The sequence below is a fragment of the Pseudomonas chlororaphis genome, assembly GCF_001921865.1.
GTDB lineage: Bacteria > Pseudomonadota > Gammaproteobacteria > Pseudomonadales > Pseudomonadaceae > Aquipseudomonas > Aquipseudomonas chlororaphis_D.
On sequence record NZ_MSCT01000020.1, the window covers coordinates 517,413 to 536,698 of the forward strand.

Annotated in this window: 15 protein-coding genes; 8 read left to right on the forward strand and 7 right to left on the reverse strand. The window is 61.7% G+C overall.

From position 1 onward, the window contains the following. Window positions 1-136 precede the first annotated feature (136 nt). Window positions 137-478 (forward strand): zinc ribbon domain-containing protein YjdM, encoded by a 342-nt coding sequence (locus BTN82_RS25425; protein WP_075121811.1) that lies wholly within the window; start codon window positions 137-139, stop codon window positions 476-478. A gap of 207 nt (window positions 479-685) precedes the next feature. Next, complete coding sequence (locus BTN82_RS25430; RefSeq protein ID WP_075121812.1) at window positions 686-958, forward strand: hypothetical protein; 273 nt, start codon at window positions 686-688, stop codon at window positions 956-958. A gap of 97 nt (window positions 959-1,055) precedes the next feature. Here BTN82_RS25430 and BTN82_RS25435 read toward each other — a convergent pair whose 3' ends face one another. The 3 genes from BTN82_RS25435 to BTN82_RS25445 form a co-directional block, all read right to left on the reverse strand. Next, complete coding sequence (locus BTN82_RS25435) at window positions 1,056-1,673, reverse strand: FKBP-type peptidyl-prolyl cis-trans isomerase (protein ID WP_007924751.1); 618 nt, start codon at window positions 1,671-1,673, stop codon at window positions 1,056-1,058. Between the two features lie 128 nt (window positions 1,674-1,801). Then, window positions 1,802-2,107 (reverse strand): DUF6482 family protein, encoded by a 306-nt coding sequence (locus BTN82_RS25440; protein WP_075121813.1) that lies wholly within the window; start codon window positions 2,105-2,107, stop codon window positions 1,802-1,804. A gap of 134 nt (window positions 2,108-2,241) precedes the next feature. Then, window positions 2,242-2,730: a TIGR00645 family protein gene (locus tag BTN82_RS25445; RefSeq protein ID WP_075121814.1), complete on the reverse strand. Its 489-nt coding sequence runs from the start codon at window positions 2,728-2,730 to the stop codon at window positions 2,242-2,244. Window positions 2,731-2,891: 161 nt separating this feature from the next. Between BTN82_RS25445 and BTN82_RS25450 the strand changes: the two genes are divergently transcribed. After that, window positions 2,892-4,724, forward strand: a complete 1,833-nt coding sequence (locus tag BTN82_RS25450; RefSeq protein ID WP_075121815.1) for a hypothetical protein — start codon at window positions 2,892-2,894, stop codon at window positions 4,722-4,724. 31 nt (window positions 4,725-4,755) lie between these two features. Here the strand turns inward: BTN82_RS25450 and BTN82_RS25455 are convergent, their stop codons facing one another. Together BTN82_RS25455 and BTN82_RS25460 are read right to left on the reverse strand one after the other, a co-directional pair. After that, complete coding sequence (locus BTN82_RS25455; RefSeq protein ID WP_075121816.1) at window positions 4,756-5,067, reverse strand: hypothetical protein; 312 nt, start codon at window positions 5,065-5,067, stop codon at window positions 4,756-4,758. Between the two features lie 212 nt (window positions 5,068-5,279). Continuing rightward, window positions 5,280-7,718, reverse strand: a complete 2,439-nt coding sequence (locus BTN82_RS25460; RefSeq protein ID WP_075121817.1) for a Lon protease family protein — start codon at window positions 7,716-7,718, stop codon at window positions 5,280-5,282. A 273-nt stretch (window positions 7,719-7,991) separates the two neighbouring features. On the opposite strand from BTN82_RS25460, the gene BTN82_RS25465 reads away from it, so the two are divergent. The 4 genes from BTN82_RS25465 to BTN82_RS25480 all read left to right on the forward strand — a co-directional run bounded on the left by BTN82_RS25465 (window position 7,992) and on the right by BTN82_RS25480 (window position 11,550). Further along, the gene (locus BTN82_RS25465) at window positions 7,992-8,480 is read left to right on the forward strand and encodes a DUF3015 domain-containing protein (protein ID WP_075121818.1); all 489 of its coding nucleotides are present in this window, start codon (window positions 7,992-7,994) and stop codon (window positions 8,478-8,480) included. A gap of 94 nt (window positions 8,481-8,574) precedes the next feature. Next, window positions 8,575-10,428 carry a DUF4105 domain-containing protein gene (locus BTN82_RS25470; protein ID WP_075121819.1) on the forward strand — a complete coding sequence of 618 codons (1,854 nt, stop codon included), beginning with the start codon at window positions 8,575-8,577 and terminating at the stop codon, window positions 10,426-10,428. 199 nt (window positions 10,429-10,627) lie between these two features. Next, window positions 10,628-10,984 carry a hypothetical protein gene (locus tag BTN82_RS25475; protein WP_075121820.1) on the forward strand — a complete coding sequence of 119 codons (357 nt, stop codon included), beginning with the start codon at window positions 10,628-10,630 and terminating at the stop codon, window positions 10,982-10,984. Between the two features lie 71 nt (window positions 10,985-11,055). Further along, the gene (locus BTN82_RS25480; protein WP_075121821.1) at window positions 11,056-11,550 is read left to right on the forward strand and encodes a GreA/GreB family elongation factor; all 495 of its coding nucleotides are present in this window, start codon (window positions 11,056-11,058) and stop codon (window positions 11,548-11,550) included. On the opposite strand, the gene gdhA is transcribed toward BTN82_RS25480, so the two are convergent. Beyond that, window positions 11,547-12,884 (reverse strand): NADP-specific glutamate dehydrogenase, encoded by a 1,338-nt coding sequence (gene gdhA, locus BTN82_RS25485; protein WP_075121822.1) that lies wholly within the window; start codon window positions 12,882-12,884, stop codon window positions 11,547-11,549. The genes BTN82_RS25480 and gdhA overlap by 4 nt on opposite strands. Before the next feature lie 373 nt (window positions 12,885-13,257). Continuing rightward, on the reverse strand, window positions 13,258-14,922 hold the full coding sequence (gene ettA / locus BTN82_RS25490) for an energy-dependent translational throttle protein EttA (protein WP_075121823.1): 1,665 nt from the start codon (window positions 14,920-14,922) through the stop codon (window positions 13,258-13,260). Window positions 14,923-15,205: 283 nt separating this feature from the next. Here ettA and BTN82_RS25495 point away from each other — a divergent pair, with 283 nt between their 5' ends. Then, window positions 15,206-19,042: a bifunctional diguanylate cyclase/phosphodiesterase gene (locus BTN82_RS25495; RefSeq protein WP_075121824.1), complete on the forward strand. Its 3,837-nt coding sequence runs from the start codon at window positions 15,206-15,208 to the stop codon at window positions 19,040-19,042. Window positions 19,043-19,286 lie beyond the last annotated feature (244 nt).

Genomic DNA, 19,286 nt, shown 5'->3' on the forward strand with positions numbered 1-19,286 from the left:
CAATCGCGAACAAGTTCGCTCCTACCACTCTGTAGGAGCAAGCTTGTTCGCGCTGCTTTCCGCCTGATGCCCCCTCCCCCTCGCAAAACCTTATATAATGTGCGCTTTTTAGCCTTCCTGAAATCAAGGAGCCTTAGTGAGCACGCTGCCACCCTGCCCGAAATGCAATTCCGAATACACCTATGAAGACGGCGTCCAGCTGATCTGCCCGGAATGCGCCCACGAATGGTCCGCCAACGCTGAAGCCGAGGCCGCGTCCGACGAAACCGTGAAAAAGGACTCGGTCGGCAATGTCCTGCAAGACGGCGACACCATCACCGTGATCAAGGACCTCAAGGTCAAGGGCACCTCGCTGGTGGTCAAAGTCGGTACCAAGGTCAAGAACATCCGCCTTTGTGACGGCGACCACGACATCGACTGCAAGATCGACGGTATCGGCCCGATGAAACTCAAGTCCGAGTTCGTTCGCAAAGTCTGATATTCCGGCTCTCACCCCGTGCCCGGCACGGGGTGAAACCCTCCCCGCACCCGCCCCGACTCCCCGCCTGTCTCGCCCCATATCAAAAGGCCAGCCCTTTTGACCCATAACAATTTCCACACAGAAAAAAGCAGAAACTGCCAATAGGTACTTGCTATTCATTGAATAAGAATTATTCTCATTGAACCCATCAAGGAGATGAGACTCATGACTTATTTGATCGACGCATGGCTGGACCGCCCACACCCTTACCTGAGAATCCTGCATCGGGAAACCGGGGAAGTCTGCGCGGTATTGGAAGAAGAAGCCTTGAGCGAGTTACAGGATCAGGGCGACCTGGACCTCAACGGCTTGAGCTCCAGCGAACCGGTAGTACTCAAGGAGTTGGTCCGCAACCTGTTCCTGTTCTGCTATGCACGGGCCTTGCGCCCTGCCGGAGCAACCGAGAGCCATAACCTGGGTGCAAGAATCCGGTTATGAATACACCTGAAAAGCCCGCAGGAACGGGCTTGTCCGCGAAACACCGCCAAGTCGGCAGCCATCGCGAGCAAGCCCGCTCCTGCACACGCTCTAGCGCTTACAGAACGTCGAGCAGCTCGACGTCGAACACCAGAACGCTGTGCGGCGGGATGCTGCCCACGCCTTGCGCGCCATAAGCCAGTTCGCTCGGCACGTACAGACGCCATTTGCTGCCGGCATTCATCAGTTGCAGCGCCTCGGTCCACCCAGCGATCACGCCGCCGACCGGGAATTCCGCAGGCTGGCCACGCTCATAGGAGCTGTCGAACACAGTGCCGTCGATCAGGGTACCGTGGTAGTGAGTACGCACGCTGTCTTCACGGGATGGCTTGGCACCTTCGCCCTGGGTCAGCACTTCGAACTGCAAGCCGGACGCCAGAGTGGTGATGCCTTCACGCTTGGCGTTTTCAGCCAGGAATGCCAAGCCCGCGCCAGCAGCGGCTTCAGCCTTGGCGGCCGCTTCGGCCTGCATGATCTCGCGGATCACCTTGAAGCTGGCGGACATTTCTTCCTGACCTACACGGCTAGGCTTGCCGGCGAATGCGTCGGTCAGGCCGGCCAGGATGGCGTCCAGGCTCACGCCTGGTGGCGGGTTGTCACGCAGCTGGTCGCCCAGCTGACGGCCGATACCGTAGCTGACGCGGGTTTCGTCGGTGGACAGATTTACTTCGGACATGACACTGCTCCGCTGTGCGGACGGCTCGCAGGCCCGCCGTGCGAACACAACGCAGCCCGGAACGCCCGGAACCAAAAGGGCGAGCAGACTAGCACAGATGCCGCGGCGATGATGAACGCGCGTCCCGCCTACCAGGCCGAACGCACGGCAAGAGGCAGACGCAAGCTGTCCTCGGCGTTGGCCGCAAGGCCACACATCTCGTCATGCACCGAGGTATGGATCAGGTTGAAAGGCAGCTTGGGAAAGGCATGCAGCACCTCCCGGGCATGCTCCACCGAGCGCAGGGGCAACATCTGGCCCTGGGCATCGCTCAACGGGTAGGCCGCCCCATGCATCCGCGCCTCGAGCAGGTAGATACCACCCTCAAGGGAGATCAGGTTCAGTTCGTCGATCTTTCCAGCGATAGCGTAAGCATTCATCTCATACAGGTTCATGAACGCACCTCGCGCACTACAGGCCCGTGACCCTTACAGGGATATGCCCGGGCAGGTAAAAGCACAAGTCACAAACGACACCGCCCGTCCGTTTCACAACGGCCGGGCGGCGTGGCGACAGCGGTATCAGGGGATCAGTGCTTGGTCAGCTTGTCCAGATAGCCCATGGCGAATGCCGAGATCACGAAGGTCATGTGGATGATCACGTACCACATCAGGTACTGCGGCTCGATGTTCTTCGCGTCCATGAACACCCGCAGCAGATGAATCGAGGAAATCGCCACGATGGACGCGGCCACCTTCATTTTCAGCGATGAGGAATCCATCTTGCCCAGCCAGCTGAGCTTTTCCTTGTTCTCGTCGATATCCAGCTGGGAGACGAAATTCTCGTAGCCGGAAATCATCACCATCACCAGCAGACCGCCCACCAGCGCCATGTCGATCAGCGACAGCAGCACCAGGATCAGGTCGGACTCGGCCATGCTGAACACGTTGGGAATGACGTGGAAGACTTCCTGGAAAAACTTCAGCGCCAGGGCCAGCAGGCCCAGGGACAGGCCGAAGTAAATCGGCGCCAGCAGCCAGCGCGAGGCGTACATTGCATTCTCGATTAAACGTTCCATTGACTCTCACACAGATCTAAAAATGGCGGCGAGTATATCAGCCGGCCAAAAGCCCATAAACCGCAACGAAATCCATTACCTGCGCGTTTGTCGGAGCGTTTTTTCTGCTAGTGTCGGAATCACTTGAAGCGCTCAATGAGATCAGACAGGAAGCCTGGAGAATGGATTTGCGATTGCCTTTGGCGGGTGCCGGCCTGTGTATCGCGGTACTGCTCAACAGTGGCTGCTCGCCCAGCGACGAGAAGCAGCAGGTCAGCCTGGAACAGAAAACCGCACAATTCGAGCAGTCCCTGGACGCCATCCAGGACCCCAGGCTCAAGGATGCGATCGCCGACCTTGGCGGTTCGCTGCTACTGCTCGAACGTGCGCAACTGCGCCTCAAGAGCAAACCCATCGAAACCGAATACGGCGACGACGCCCTGGCCCTGCTCAAGCACTACCCCAGCCCGCAGGCCCTGGTCGACACCTACATCAATGGCCTGTTCGTACTGCGCAAGGCGTCCAATTCCGACTACCTGACCGACCTGCAGCCGGTATTCCCCTTCAACTTCAACATGCCGGCGCAATTCCCCTTCCCCCACGGCCTGGAATGGCAGTCCGTGACCCTGAGCAACGGCAAGGTCATCGCCTTCCAGCCCGAATGGTCGGAAACCGATCCCGGGATCCAGCTGAGCCCGTCCAGCTCCAACCTGACCAACCCGGACGACCTGACCGTAACCTACCCCTTCATCGAAGGCCTGGAAGTCGAAAACAAGAACCAGCCCCAGCCCGTGACCCTGCAAGGCAAGGCTGAAGTGATCGCCCCGCGCCAGATCCTCACCTTCGAACTGGGCAAGGCCGATGTCGGCAAGCAACGCAGCGACAAAAACGTCAGCGTGAAGCTGTTGTCCCTGGACAAGAACAGCGCCGAAATCGAGCTGACCAACAGCGCTCCGTTGTCGCCGGAACTCAGCGATACGCCGCTCAACCCTTTGCTGGTACAGGCCCGTGACAGCACCGGCCAGGTCCTTTCGCGCTCAGGATCGATCAACGAAACCAGCCAGCAGATTGCTTTCTATACCAAGCAGCTCGGCGAAATGCAGAAACAGAAAGCCTGGAGCGAGGCCTTCGAGCAACAGATTGAAGAGCAGCGCAAAGCTTTCGAGCGCGAACAGCACAGCCATTACACCAAGGTGTATTTCAACGGTGTGATCGACAAGCTCGAAGTCAATGTGCTGGATTTCTCAGGGGCCACCGTTACCCGCAAGGACCTGAACCTGCCGGTACAGCGCTTCGACCGTACCACCACCGACAACAAGATCCAGCCCTTGCCGATGCCGGTCGTGGTGTATGACGATCAGGCGCCGAACTACCTCAAGGACGCCAACCTGGACGAGGAAACCTTGAAGAAGAGCGTGGTTACCCATCAATCCACCGAGGACGCCAGCGCGGCGCGGATCGAGTTCGACCACCCGAAAACCTTCAATGACGAACTGCTCGGCACTTCCTTTTCCACCGGCGACAGCCCGGTAACCTTCTTCACCCAGAACACCAGCGGCAAACTCGGCGAACCCATCGAGCTGCCCCCGGAAGCAGTCGAGGTCGACCCGCTGCGCAGCTCGATCACCTACGACCTGACCCTGTTCCCGGAAACCCCGGCCTACGTCGTCGGCTCGATCCCGCTGTTCCTGGCCAGTATCGAAAAGAAGAACCTGGCCGCCAGCCAACTGCCCAAAGGACTGGAACTCAGGGGCAATGCGCTGATCGTCGATCAGAAGCTATTCCCGTCCGAGTCCTGGCGCTTCTACGCCAAGGACGGCAGCGGCCAATACCTGAAGGAGATTCTTGCGGTCAGCCACGATACGCCGGCCAACGGCCCGGCAGCCTTCGATGTGCATTACTTCTACGGACAGCCCAGCGAACTGGAAACCTACCAGCGCAGCGAGCTCAACACGGTCGAATATGGCTTTGAGGTCAAGCTCGACAAACTGGAGAATCCGCCGCCCGCCGAGTAGGCCTCAGCGGCGGGATGCAGGAAGGATCGGCTCAATGGCGATAGCGTTCGCCATTGATCTGCCGTAGCTGCGCCTGAAGATGCAGGCACCAGATCTGCGGATCGTCCGCCAGCTGATAGCCATGGGTGGTGAGGCTTTCGACGATGGAATCAAGGATGGACTCGGCTACGCTGGGACCGCAGAAAGGGCCCTGGGCCTTGATGGCCGAGGGTTGCTCACCGGCCATTCCGGCGGCGAACAACAAGGTCCACATTCCGTTATCCCCCGCCAGCGGGCGGATACTGCATTCGATCCGGGTGACCAGGCCAAGGCAATGACGGGTAAGGCAGAGGTTGCGCGACATGGCGGCGACCCTCGGTAGATCCGCTGTTCAGCCTTCGCATGAAGACTGTTTCGATCCAGTGACGACTGTCCTTCTCCTTGCCCTGAGAATAGGAAGAAAAGCCTGATAAGCAAAGTTGACCGACTGCACAGGCGCCGAATGGTCTATCGCGAAAATTTGACGTCAGCGGACCGGCGCCGCGACGAGGGTAGAGCCCTCGCCGCGGCTCAGGTTCACGCCGGTTTGGCTTCAGCCAACGCCTCTTGCGCCAGCTCTTTTTCCGCTTCCTTGAGATCGTCCTCGCTGATCATTTCCGCGATCACCCGCAGGCGCTCCACCACCCGCGCGTTGACGCTGCCTTCAGGGAACTGGCCATCGGCATCCGGCTCGCCCGCGGGCTCGCCGACCAGCAGGCTCAAGGCCTCGTCGGCCTGACGTACGGCATACACATGGAATTGCCCGGCGCGCACCGCCGCCAGGACCTTCTCGTCGAGCATCAGGGTGGCGACGTTGGCGTGGGGAATGATGGCCCCTTGCTCCCCCGTCAGGCCGCGCGCTTCGCAGAGGCGGAAGAAGCCTTCGATCTTCTCGTTGACCCCGCCCACCGCCTGCACTTCGCCGAACTGGTTGATCGATCCGGTAATGGCGAAGCACTGCTTGAGCGGGGTTTTCGACAAGGCCGAGATCAGTGTGCAAGCCTCGCCCAGCGACGCGCTATCGCCATCGACGTAACCGTAGGACTGCTCCAGCGCGATGCTCGCCGAGATCGCCAGGGGGAATTCCTGGGCATAGCGACTCCCCAGGTAACCGGTGAGAATCATCACGCCCTTGGAGTGAATCGGCTGGCCGAGATTGACCTCGCGCTCGATGTCGACGATGCCGCTGCCGCCCGGGTAAACCGTGGCGGAAATCCGCGCCGGCACCCCGAAGGCCGAGTCGCCCACTTCCAGCACCGTCAGGCCGTTGCACTTGCCCACGGCAGCGCCATCGGTGTCGATCAGGATGATCCCGGCCAGCATGTCATCGAGAATCCGCGCCGAAACCCGCCCGGTGCGCGTGGCCTTGGCCTTGAGCGCGCGTTCGATGTGACCGGCATCGGTCATCTCGTCCGAGGCCAGGTGACGGATGAAGTCCGCCTCGCTGACCAGCTGGAACAGATCGCCGATACGCGCCGACAAACGCCCCTGGTGCTCCGCCAGCCGGGCGCTGTAGGTCGCCAGGCGCGCCACTGCGTCCGCGGTGAGCGGTGCCATGCCTTCTTCGGAAGTGCGGGTTTTCAACAGTTGGGCGAACTGCTCGAGGCTCTCATCCACCATTGGGATGTCTTCGTCGAAGTCCACCAGCACGCGGAACATTTCCTGGAAGTCCGGATCCAGGTCCTGCAACGTGTAGTACAACTGCCGGGCGCCGATGATGATGACCTTGACCTGCAACGGAATGTGCTGCGGGGTCAGGGTCACGGTGGCCAGGCGCCCCAGCTCGCCCAAAGGCGACTCCATCTTCAGCTTGCGCGATTGCAGGGCACGCTTGAGCGCATCCCAGACAAAGGGCTCGCCGAGCATCTTCTCGGCTTCGAGAATCAGGAAGCCGCCGTTGGCCCGATGCAGGGCGCCCGGGCGCAGTTGCCGGTAAGTGGTGTACAGCGCGCCCTGGTCGGTGCTGTATTCGATACGGCCGAACAGGTTGTCGTAGGTCGGGTGCGGCTCGAACACCACCGGCGCGCCGCCGCTGGCCGGATGGCCGACCACCAGGCTAGGGCAGTACTGCTCTTCCAGCAGTTTGCGGGCCACGGCGTCGGTCTTGCTGTCATCCACCAATTGCTCGACCACGGTCTTGAGCAGGTACACCTGCATCGCTTGCAGATAACCGCAGACGCCGGCGTTTTCCGCGTACTTCTCGGACAACGGCGCCAGCAGCGGCTGCAAGGCCAGGGTGATGGTTTCTTCGTTGAGCTGGCGCAGCTGGTTGCTCGATTCGCGCTTCCACTGCGGCAGGCTCGCCAGTTCTTCGTTGAGGCGCTCTTCCAGGGCGGAAATGTCCTCATGGAAACGCTCGCGGTCGGCTTCAGGCAGTTGCGCGAACTCAGCTTCGTCCAGGGCCTTGCCGTCGAACATCGGGGTGAAGGCGATATTGCTGCTGTCGCGGTACAGCGCGACATCCTTCTCCAGCGCCAGGCGCTCGATGACGTCCAGGGCCCGGTCGTAACGCTGGTTGAAAGCGCGGTCGATGGCGCTCTTCTTCTGTTGATAGGACGGATGCTCGAAGACCGCCGGGAAGGTCGCCAGCAGGTTGTCGATCAGGCCGTTGATATCGTTGATGAACGCTCCCGCCGCTCCCGAAGGCAGCTCCAGCGCGCGCGGTTCGCGAGGCTCATCGAAGTTGTTGACGTAGACCCAGTCGGCCGGGGTCTGCAAGCGCTTGCCTTCGGCCTTCAGGTAGCGCTTGACGAAAGAGAAGCGGCCGGTGCCGGGCTCGCCCATGACAAATACGTTGTAACCGGGGCGCGGCATGGCCACGCCGAACTGCAAGGCTTCGACTGCGCGTTCCTGGCCAAGCACACCGCGAAAAGGCTCCAGATCATTGGTGGTCGAGAAGCTGAACTGTTCAGCGGAAAACGGACGGGTCAGCGCTTCGGGCGCTAGACGCAAGCTGGCAGCAACAGGATCAGGCATCGGGCTTCCTTACATCAGGCGGGGCAGATGGGGCATTCTGGCGCCGGGTACACCGGCTGGCAAGGCACGCTGACGCGAAAGCACGGGCCACTAACGGGCTTCATGGACCCAGCATAAAAATCAGCTATTTCAAGGAATATTTCTGAAAAAAACCCGGAACCCTTGGAACATGCCTAAACTCCAACCTGCGCGGCTGGACTAATAACCGGCCCACTGGCGCCGACATGGGCCAGAACCCTTGTCCATTGGTTTGCACACAAAGAGAACAAAGCTATGAAACGGATTCTTCTCGGTACTCTTTTCACCGCTGTATCCATCAACGCAATGGCCCAAGCGCCAGGCGGTCCGGACTGTGGTTGGGGCAACATGCTGTTCGAAGGACAGCGCGGCACTCCGGCTCACTTCCTGGCCTCCACCACCAACGGTACCTCCGGCAACGCGACCTTCGGCATGACGTCCGGCACCAACGGCTGCTCGACCAACAGCGCGCTGACCTACGGCGGTAAATCCTGGTTCGCCATGAACGGCATGATGAACGAGCTGTCCGAAGACATGGCCAAAGGTGAAGGCGAAGCGCTGACCACCTACGCTGTGGTACTGGGCGTCGCTCCTGAAGACCGCGCGCACTTCGCCGCTGTCACCCACGAGCACTTCCAGCAAATCTTCAGCAAAGCCGACGTTACCGCGGACGATGTGCACACCAACACCCTGGCCGTGCTGAAAGGCGATGCACGCCTGGCCAAATACGCCACCCCGGCTTAATCTCGACCCGCCCGCTCTTTTAAAGGAGCGGGCTTTTGTTTTTCGGACATGACTCTGCGCGAGTCTTTGTTTTTTCCGACTCAAGTTGCCCACCATGCTCAAACGCCTTGCCTCCCTGGCGCTCTGTGTCTGCGCCCCGCTGTCCGCCGCGCCACAAGTCGACCCTTCACGTTTGCAGCAACTGGCCAACGACCCGTTCTGGATCTCCCTGGGCCACTACGAAACCGCCAAGCTCGGTGGCTGGCGCAGTTATGTCAGCGACCCGAAGTTTTTCCTCGCCGCTGATGGCGCCGAACACCCCGATGCCGAGCTCAAGGCCACCCTGGAGGCAATCCATGCCCCCGCCGCCAGCGGCAACCAGCATGCGCAATGCGTCTACCCGGCCCGCACCCGCTGGCTCAAGGCACAACTGAACCTCAACGATCTGCCGAGCGTGGATTGCAGCGAATTCCGCCAGTGGTTCAAGGATGTCTCGCCCCACAGCACCGTGATGATTTTCCCGGCGGCCTACCTGAACAGCCCATCGTCGATGTTCGGCCATACCCTGCTGCGCATCGACCAGGCCGACGTGCAAAGCAACCACACCGCCCTGCTCAGCTATGCGATCAACTTCGGCGCCTACATCGAAGGTTCGGACAACAGCATTCTCTATGCCTGGAAAGGCTTGATGGGCGGTTACCCCGGGCTGTTTGCCCTGGTGCCCTACCAGGAAAAACTCTCGGAGTACCGCAGCCTGGAAAACCGCGACCTGTGGGAATACCGACTGAACCTGACCCAGGTCGAAACCGAGCGCATGGTCGAACACGTCTGGGAGCTGAAGCAGATCAAGTTCGACTATTTCTTCTTCGACGAAAACTGCTCCTACCGCTTGCTCGAGCTGCTGCAAGTGGCGCGCCCCAGCCTGCGCCTGACCGAACAATTCCCGCTGACGGCGATTCCCACCGACACCGTCAAAGCGGTCAAAGAAGCGGGCCTGGTGGAGAAGATCGAATATCGCCCGTCCCGCGAGCGCGAGCTGCTCGAACGCGCCAAACCGCTGAGCAGCGACGAACAGCAATGGGTGCTGGATATCAGTGCCGATCAAAAGCAACTGCAAGCTCCGGCCTTCAAGGCCCTGCCGCGCGAGCGTCAGGCACTGATCATCGACGCGGCCTACCGCCTCGAGCGTTACCGGGCCAATGGGCAAGAGCGCGACCCGCAACGAGCACAGCGCAGTTTCGAACTGCTGCGGGCGATCAACCGCAACCCGCCGCCGGAGTTGTCCGTCGCCCGCCCGGGGCTGCCTGAAGACGGCCACGAGTCGCGCACCTGGCAGGTCGGCGTGGGCACCCGCGGCGACCAGGCCTTTGGCGAGTACGGGCTGCGCATGGCCTATCACGACCTCAACGACAACGCCGAAGGTTTCCCGCTGGGCGCGCAGATCGAAATCCTGCAGATGAAACTGCGCCAGTACGAAGGCAATAACTGGCAACTGCAGCAACTGGACCTGGCGACCATTCGCTCGCTGACGCCGCGCAACGAACTGCTGCAACCCTGGTCCTGGCAGGTCGCCGGGGGCCTGGAGCGGGTGCCGGGCAAGCACGACGATGAAACCCTGGTCAGCCATGTCAACGGTGGCGGAGGCAGCACCTGGCAGCTCAGCGAGAACCTGCTCGGCTTCGCCCTCGGCACTGTGCGCGTCGAGCACAATGCCGACTTCGCCGCCTTCATCGCCCCGGCCGCCGGCTTCAACACGGGCTTGCTGTGGAAAAACCCGTTGGGCAATTTCAGCCTCGAAGCCAAGGGCGACTACTTCGCCAACGGCGAGGTACGGCGCAGCCTGAGCCTCAACCAGCAATGGGAGTTGTCACGCAACCTGGGCCTGCGCCTGAGCGCCCAGCGCGAGTTCAGCCACCTGGCCACGGCGGAAAACGAGGTGATGCTCGAGCTCAAGTGGTATCACTACTGACCCACCGCCCTCCTCTCAGACGCGCTCGCCGAAGCGCAAGATGTATTCGACACGAAGGGGCTGCGCAGGTCTTGAAAACCTGCGACCACTTCGTGCTCGGTCGCAGCCTTCGGCGGCTACACAACGATCACCGGACTTTCACGGCTCACCGACAAACGCCCTTCTAGACTTCACTCATGCAAAATTCGAGGAGTCAGCGATGTGGCGTTATGGTTGGGCCGTGGTGTTGCTGATCGTGCTCGGCGGTTGCGAATCGACCCATGAACACTTGCTGAACCAGGGTTATCCGCCGGCTTTCGCCGATGGTTTCGACGACGGCTGCGTCAGCGGTCGCCAGGCCGCCGGGGCCACTACCGGCGAGTTTCGCAAGAACGTGCCGCGCTACCTCAAGGACCCGCAATATGCCGAGGGCTGGAGCGACGGTTTTCGCCAATGCCAGGCGATGCTGGAAAACCAGGACCGCAACGACTACCGGGATCGTCACTGGGACGAACGCGAACGCGCCTGGCAACAGGAGAAGGATCGCGATGCGGCGCGGGCCTATCGCTCGCAGTAAGTCGTTTTCAGGCATGGCATGAAACCAAAAGGCTGCGACCATGGGCCAAACTCCACGAGCGGGGAAATCCCATGAGCCGAGCCTTCGTCAATGAAGATCAGGCGGCCGCCCAGGCCGACCTGCCAGTGGAACGCCAGGTCAGCACACAGCCCAACTACGTCACCCCGCAAGGCCTGAGCGAGCTGCAGGCCAGGGTCGCGCACCTGCAAGCCCGGCATAACCAACAGTCGGCGCAGGGCGAACAAGCGGACAAACAGTTGCTGGCCGATATCGAGCGCGACCTGCGTTACTTCAACCAGCGCCTGCAAAGCGCCCAGGTGGTGGCCCAGGCAACGTCGCGCTCGAAGGTGCAGATCGGCAGCCGGGTGGTCTTCGCCGACGAGCACGGCACCGAGCAGAGCGTGCAGTTGGTGGGGGAAGACCAGGCCGATGTCGCCAAGGGCCTGATCAATTGGGGGTCGCCGCTGGGCCGGGCGCTGTTAGGCGCCCAGCTTGGCGATGAGGTGCTATGGCAGCGTCCGGCGGGCGATCAGTTGATCGAGGTGATCCGCATCGACCCGGCCTAGACCACGCCCTGGGCCAGCATGGCGTCGGCAACCTTGACAAAGCCGGCGATATTCGCCCCCTTGACGTAGTTGATCCGGCCGTTCTCTTCGCCGTAATGCACGCAGGCGTGATGGATCGACTGCATGATGTTGTGCAGCTTGCTGTCCACCTCGCCGGCGCTCCACAGCAGGCGCATGGCGTTCTGCGACATCTCCAGCCCGCTGACCGCCACGCCGCCGGCATTCGATGCCTTGCCCGGGGCGAACAGAATGCCGGCCTCGATAAAGATATCCACAGCCTCCAGGGTGGTCGGCATGTTCGCCCCTTCCGCCACACAGATGCAGCCATTGCGCAACAGAGTGCGGGCGGCCTCGGCATCCAGTTCGTTCTGGGTCGCACAGGGCAGCGCGATGTCGCAAGGCAGCGCCCAAGGGTGCTGGCCGGCGAGGAATTCGAGGTTGAACTGCGTTGCCAACTCGCTGATGCGACCGCGTTTGACGTTCTTCAACTCCAGCACCGCCTGCCACTGCTCCTCGCTCAACCCGGCCTCGCAGTAGAGCGTGCCTTCGGAATCCGACAGGGAAATCACCTTGCCGCCCAGGTCCATGACCTTGCGAGCCGCGTATTGCGCCACGTTGCCGGAGCCGGAAATCGCCACGCGCTTGCCTTCCACCCGCTCATCACGGCGCCTGAGCATTTCTTCGGCGAAATACACGCAACCGAAACCGGTAGCCTCCGGGCGAATCAGGCTGCCGCCGTAGCTCATGCCTTTGCCGGTCAACACCGAAGTGAACTGATTGCTCAGGCGTTTGTACTGGCCGAACAGAAAGCCGATTTCCCGGGCACCAACCCCGATATCCCCGGCCGGCACGTCCACATCCGCGCCAATATGGCGGTACAGCTCGCTCATGAATGCCTGGCAGAAGCGCATCACTTCGGCGTCGCTCTTGCCCTTGGGATCGAAGTCCGAACCGCCCTTGCCGCCGCCCATGGGCAGCGAGGTCAGGGAATTCTTGAAGGTCTGCTCGAAGGCGAGGAATTTCAGCACCCCCAGGTTGACCGACGGGTGGAAACGCAAACCGCCCTTGTACGGGCCGATGGCGCTGTTCATCTGGATACGGAACCCGCGGTTGACCCGGACCTTGCCCTGATCGTCGACCCACGACACACGGAACACCACGGCCCGCTCCGGCTCGCAGATACGCTCCAGAATGCCCGAGCTCAGGTAGTGCGGATTGGCCTCCAGGAACGGCCACAGGCTGCGCAGCACCTCTTCTACCGCCTGGTGGAATTCAGGCTGGTCCGGGTCGCGCTTTTTCAGGCGGGCGAGGAAGTCTTCGACGGATTCGATCATGGGAAAGTCTCGGCAAATTTATTGTCGTTAACGGAGATTTGCCCAGGACTTTAGCAACTCGAACAGCACCATGACAGAGCAAAATGTCGCAGTTATGAATTTAAATGGTGCAATAAATATAAATATTCGACTGATTCTGGAGGTTATCGCACTCATTTAGGGATTGAAGCCGAGTGTTTTGCCCCATGTTGGGAACCCCTGGAAATCCTGGCGTCAGTGACGGCGCATCGCGAGCAAGCTCGCTCCTACAGGGACTGTGGCGTTCTTGTAGGAGCGAGCTTGCTCGCGATAGAAAGCGACACGGAGCCACCTGAAAAACGCAAAAAAAAAACGGAGCCCGAAGGCTCCGTTCATTTCAAGCAACCGGCCCGGATCAGGCCAGTTTCTTGTGGCGTACGCGGTGCGGCTGGGCCGCCGCTTCGCCGAGACGCTTCTTGCGATCGGCTTCGTACTCGGTGTAGTTGCCTTCGAAGAACACCGCTTGCGAGTCGTCTTCGTACGCCAGGATGTGAGTCGCGACGCGGTCAAGGAACCACCGGTCGTGGGAGATCACAATGGCGGCGCCCGGGAAGTCCAGCAGGGCTTCTTCCAGGGAGCGCAAGGTTTCGACGTCGAGGTCGTTGGACGGTTCGTCGAGCAGCAGGACGTTGCCGCCCTCTTTCAGGGTCAGGGCCAGGTGCAGGCGGCCACGCTCACCACCGGACAGGTCCTTGACGAACTTCTGCTGGTCGCCGCCCTTGAAGTTGAAGCGACCGACGTAGGTACGCGACGGAATCTCGTAGTTGCCGATGCGGATCTGGTCGGAACCGTCGGAAATCTGCTGGAACACCGTCTTGCTGCCGTCCAGGTCCTCGCGGCTCTGGTCGACGCACGCCAGTTGCACGGTTTCGCCGACTTCGATGCTGCCCGAATCCGGTGTTTCCTTGCCCATCAGCATGCGGAACAGGGTCGACTTACCGGCACCGTTACCGCCGATCACACCGACGATGGCGCCTTTGGGCATGGAGAACGACAGGTTGTCGATCAGCACGCGATCGCCGTAGCCCTTGGTGACGTTCTTGAACTCGATGACCTTGTCGCCCAGGCGCGGACCGGCCGGGATGTAGATCTCGTTGGTTTCGCTGCGCTTCTGGAATTCCTGCGATTGCATTTCCTCGAAGCGTTGCAGGCGAGCCTTGGATTTCGACTGGCGGGCCTTGGCGCCTTTGCGCACCCACTCCAGTTCTTCCTTCATGGCCTTTTCATGGGCCGACTGCTGCTTGGATTCCTGGGCCAGACGATCGGACTTGGCTTCCAGCCAGCCCGAATAGTTGCCCTCGTAAGGAATACCGGCGCCGCGGTCGAGTTCGAGAATCCAGCCGGCGACGTTGTCCAGGAAGTAACGGTCGTGCGTGATCGCAACCACGGTGCCCGGGAAGTCGTGGAGGAAGTGCTCCAGCCAGGCCACGGAATCGGCGTCCAGGTGGTTGGTCGGTTCGTCGAGCAGCAGCATGTCCGGGGCGGACAGCAGCAGGCGGCACAGGGCCACCCGGCGTTTTTCACCGCCGGACAGGTGTTCGACCTTGGCGTCCCAGGCCGGCAGGCGCAGCGCATCGGCGGCGACTTCCAACTGGCGCTCCAGGTTGTGGCCATCGCTGGCCTGCAGGATCGCTTCAAGCTTGGCCTGTTCGGCGGCCAGCTTGTCGAAGTCGGCGTCCGGGTCGGCATAAGCCGCGTAGACCTCGTCCAGGCGCGCCTGGGCGTCCTTGATCACGCTGACCGCTTCCTCGACCACTTCACGCACGGTCTTGGCCGGATCCAGCTGCGGTTCCTGCGGCAGGTAACCGATGTTCAGCTCGGGCATCGGACGGGCTTCGCCTTCGAACTCGGTGTCGACGCCCGCCATGATTTTCAGCAGGGTGGACTTACCCGAACCGTTGAGGCCCAGCACGCCGATCTTGGCGCCGGGGAAGAACGACAGAGAAATGTTTTTCAGGATTTCCCGCTTCGGCGGAACAACTTTTCCCAGCCGATGCATGGTGAAGACGTATTGAGCCATGATGAACCTAGCGTCAGTGACGGATGAATAGAACGGGCCAAGCCCGGGCCAGGCCATGCGCGGCGCCGGCATTTGATGGAGATCAATGCCAGCGTACGGAAAAAGCCTGATGGTCTGGAGCTGGAGCGCTCCCGCGTAACCGGCAAAGCTACCTCAATGGCCGGACAAGGTCCAGCCAGCCGGGACTGGCACTTTGCCACAAGTCAAGGCATGCTAGCCGCCCTTCGGGCGTCCGGCTTATAGTGCACGTCGCGCCAGTCCAGCCAAACCGCAGGATCACAGTTTGTCCAATGCCACTCCGCCCTCTTCCCTGCGCGCACCCGCGCCTGCGTCCGGCTCGCCCCTGCGCGGTACCCTGAAAGGCGTGCTGGCGACGCTGGTCCTGCTGCTGCTTGCCCTGCTGTTCTGGCAACTGCTCGACCAGCTGCAGCAAACCCGCAAAGACCAGCGCCAACGCGCGATCGATTACAACGCCGACCTGGCCGAACACATCAGCCTCAATCTGGCGCTCAATGCACAGATTGCCCTGAACCTGCTACCGATCGTCGAACCGCCCCAGGACGCCGAACAACAGCGACTGCTGCTGAAAAAGCTGCAGCTGTCCCTGCCGGACCTGCAAAGCCTCGCGTTGCTGGATGCCAAGGGCCAGGTCATCAGCGACAACGCTGCCGACGGGCAGGACGCCGCATGGCTCGCCGAACTGACCGGACGCAGCCGGGGCCAGCGCTACTATTACAGCAACTCCGCCGACGGCACCTTGGTGCAACTGCTGCTGCACCAGCCCAGCGGTGCGCTGAAGAACTACTGGGTCCTGCGCCTGGCGCCGACCTTCGTCCAGTCCCTGAGCCCCAGCCCCGAGCAGGGTTTTCACCCGACCTGGGTCATCGAAAACCGCCTGAACCAGAAAGCCCTCGGCCGCGACGACGGCAGCAGCGCCCCGGTGACCGCCGACGAAATCGCCAACAGCGTGCTGGTCGCGCCGCTAGGCAACAGCGACTGGCAATTGCGCGGCCTGTTCGACGAGCGGGCGGTGATCGAGCAACTGTTGCCGGCCTTCATCGCCAAATGCCTGCTGGGCCTGGCCTTCTCCCTGCTACCGGTGATTGCCCTGCTGAACATGCGTCGGCGCCAGCGCCAGCTGCACGAAGGACGTCGGCGCTACCAGGATATTTTCGAAGGCACCGGGGTCGCCCTCTGCGTGCTGGATATTTCCGGACTGCCGGCGTTTCTCGACAAGGCGCAACTGCACGACAGCGAACAGCTCAAGCGCTGGCTGGAGAACAACCCACGGCAGCGCCAGTCGCTGCTCGAGGAGCTGCGCGTCACCGAGGTCAACCAGGTGGCCTTGCGCCTGCTCAACGTCGATTCCTGCGAACAGGCCTGGAAGCTGCTGATCGAGGGCAACGCGCTCAACAACAGCGCGATCGGCAACCAGTTGCTGGAGACAGTGATCAACCAGCACAGGCAGCTGGAACTGGAGATCCGCCTCTGCGACGCCCAGGGCCACGACCAGCACCTGTGGCTGGTGCTGCGCCTGCCGGAAGACCCCGCCGACTATCGGGCGGTGATCCTCAGCATCAGCGATATCACCAGCCGCAAGCTCATCGAGCTGTCGCTGCTGGAGCGCGAGGGTTTCTGGTCGGACGTGGTCCGCACCGTGCCCGACCACCTGTATGTGCAGGACGTCATCAGCCAGCGGATGATCTTCAGCAACCACCACCTGGGCCAGACCCTCGGCTACAACAAGACCGAGCTGCACCAGATGGGCGAGTACTTCTGGGAAATCCTCCTGCACCCGGAAGACGCCGACCTCTACCACCGGTTGCGCCAGGAACAACGGCATGCCGGCTATCTGCAACTGCTGCAGTGCCATTTGCGCTTCCGTCACCGCAGCGGCCAGTGGCGCTGTTTCGATATCCGCGAACAGGCCCTGGCGCGGGACAAATACGACCAGGTCACCCGCATCATCGGCGTGGCCAAGGACATCACCGACCAGATCGAGGCCAGCGAGTCCCTGCGCGACAGCGAGCGGCGCTACCGCATGCTCGCCGAAAGCATCAGCGACGTGATTTTCTCCACCAACAGCAAGATGGCCCTCAACTACGTCAGCCCTTCGGTGCAATCGGTTCTGGGTTACGACGTCGAGTGGATCTTCCAGAACGGCTGGCAGTCGACCATTGCCAACCCGCAACAGCTGACCGGCATCTATGCCCTGATGGAGCGGATCGGCAAGTCCCTGGACAAACCCGAGCAACTGGCGCAATTGCGCCAGGTGCAGACCCAATTGTTCCTGTTCGACTGCCTGCGGGCCGACGGCCGCAAGATTCCGATCGAGTTGCGCCTGGTGCTGGTGTGGGACGAACACGGGGCCTTCGAAGGCGTGCTCGGGGTCGGCCGCGACATCAGCCAGCAGCGCCGCGCAGAAAAAGACTTGCGCATGGCGGCCACGGTTTTCGAGCATTCGACCTCGGCGATCCTGATCACCGACCCCGCGGGTTACATCGTCCAGGCCAACGAGGCGTTCAGCCGGGTCAGCGGCTACGCGGTGTCCCAGGTACTCGATCAGTTGCCGAACATCCTCACTGTCGACGAACAGCAGGAAGCCCACCTGCGCTACGTACTCAAGCAGTTGCACCAGCACAGCACCTGGGAAGGCGAGGTCTGGCTCAAGCGACGCAACGGCGAGCACTATCCGGCCTGGGTCGGCATCACCGCGGTGCTCGACGACGAAGGCGACTTGGCCAGCTACGTGTGCTTCTTCACCGACATCAGCGAGCGCAAGGCCAGCGAGCAACGCATTCACCGCCTGGCCTACTACGACGCCCTGACCCACCTGCCCAACCGCACGCTGTTCCAGGACCGCCTGCACACCGCCCTGCAATCGGCGGAGCGGCAGAAGTCCTGGGTGGTGCTGATGTTCCTCGACCTGGACCGCTTCAAGCCGATCAACGACTCCCTGGGCCATGCCGCGGGCGACCGCATGCTCAAGGAAATGGCCACTCGCCTGCTCGATTGCGTCGATGACGACGACACCGTGGCCCGCATGGGCGGCGACGAGTTCACCCTGCTCCTGCAACCGCGCACCAGCCGCGAGATTGCCCTGAACCGGGCGATCCACGTCGCCGAGCAGATTCTCGCCAGCCTGGTGAAACCCTTCGTGCTCGAGGGACGCGAGTTCTTCGTCACCGCCAGTATCGGCATCGCCCTGAGCCCGCAGGACGGCAGCGAACTGAGCCAGTTGATGAAGAACGCCGACACCGCGATGTACCACGCCAAGGAGCGCGGCAAGAACAACTTCCAGTTCTACCAGGCCGACATGAACGCCAGCGCCCTGGAACGCCTGGAGCTGGAAAGCGACCTGCGCCACGCCCTGGAACAGCAGGAATTCATCCTCTACTACCAGCCGCAATTCAGCGGCGACGGCAAACGCCTGACCGGTGCCGAGGCCCTGCTGCGCTGGCGCCATCCGCGGCGCGGGCTGGTGCCGCCGGGGGACTTCATCCCGGTGCTCGAAGAACTGGGGCTGGTGGTGGATGTCGGCGACTGGGTGATCAGCGAAGCCTGCCGCCAACTCAAGGCCTGGCACCAGGCCAAGGTCCGGGTACCTAAGGTTTCGGTGAACATCTCGGCCCGGCAGTTCTCCGACGGCCAGCTCGGCACGCGGATCGCCACCATCCTCAAGGACACTGGCCTGCCGCCGGCCTGCCTGGAGCTGGAGCTGACCGAAAGTATCCTGATGCGCGAAGTCAGCGAGGCGATGCAGATCCTCGACGGCCTGAAGAACCTCGGCCTGAGCATCGCGGTCGACGACTTCGGTACTGGCTATTCGTCGCTGAACTACCTCAAGCAGTTCCCCATCGACGTCTTGAAGATCGACCGCACCTTCGTCGACGGCCTGCCGTCCGGCGAGCAGGACGCGCAGATCGCCCGCGCCATCATCGCCATGGCCCACAGCCTGAACCTGGCAGTGATCGCCGAAGGCGTGGAAACCCACGAACAGCTGGACTTCCTGCGCGAGCACGGCTGCGACGAAGTCCAGGGCTACCTGTTCGGCCGGCCGATGCCGGCCAACAGCTTCGAAGGGCAATTCAGCAACGACGCGCTGTTCATGTTCGATTGACAGCAGCGGCATCACCGCCCCTGTAGCTGCTGCCGCAGGCTGCGATAAGGCCGAAGGCCTTCTGTGATCTCAAGAACACGGCCACTGCGTGGCCGATCGCAGCCTGCGGCAGCGGCTACAAGGTGCAAGGCGTAGGGGGCTGACGACTCATGAACGCCACTTGTCTGCGACATGATGTCCTTTCATATGCCATCTAAAACCCGTTGAGTTAGAATGCCCCCCTTTTCTGCCCCGATCCTTGAGG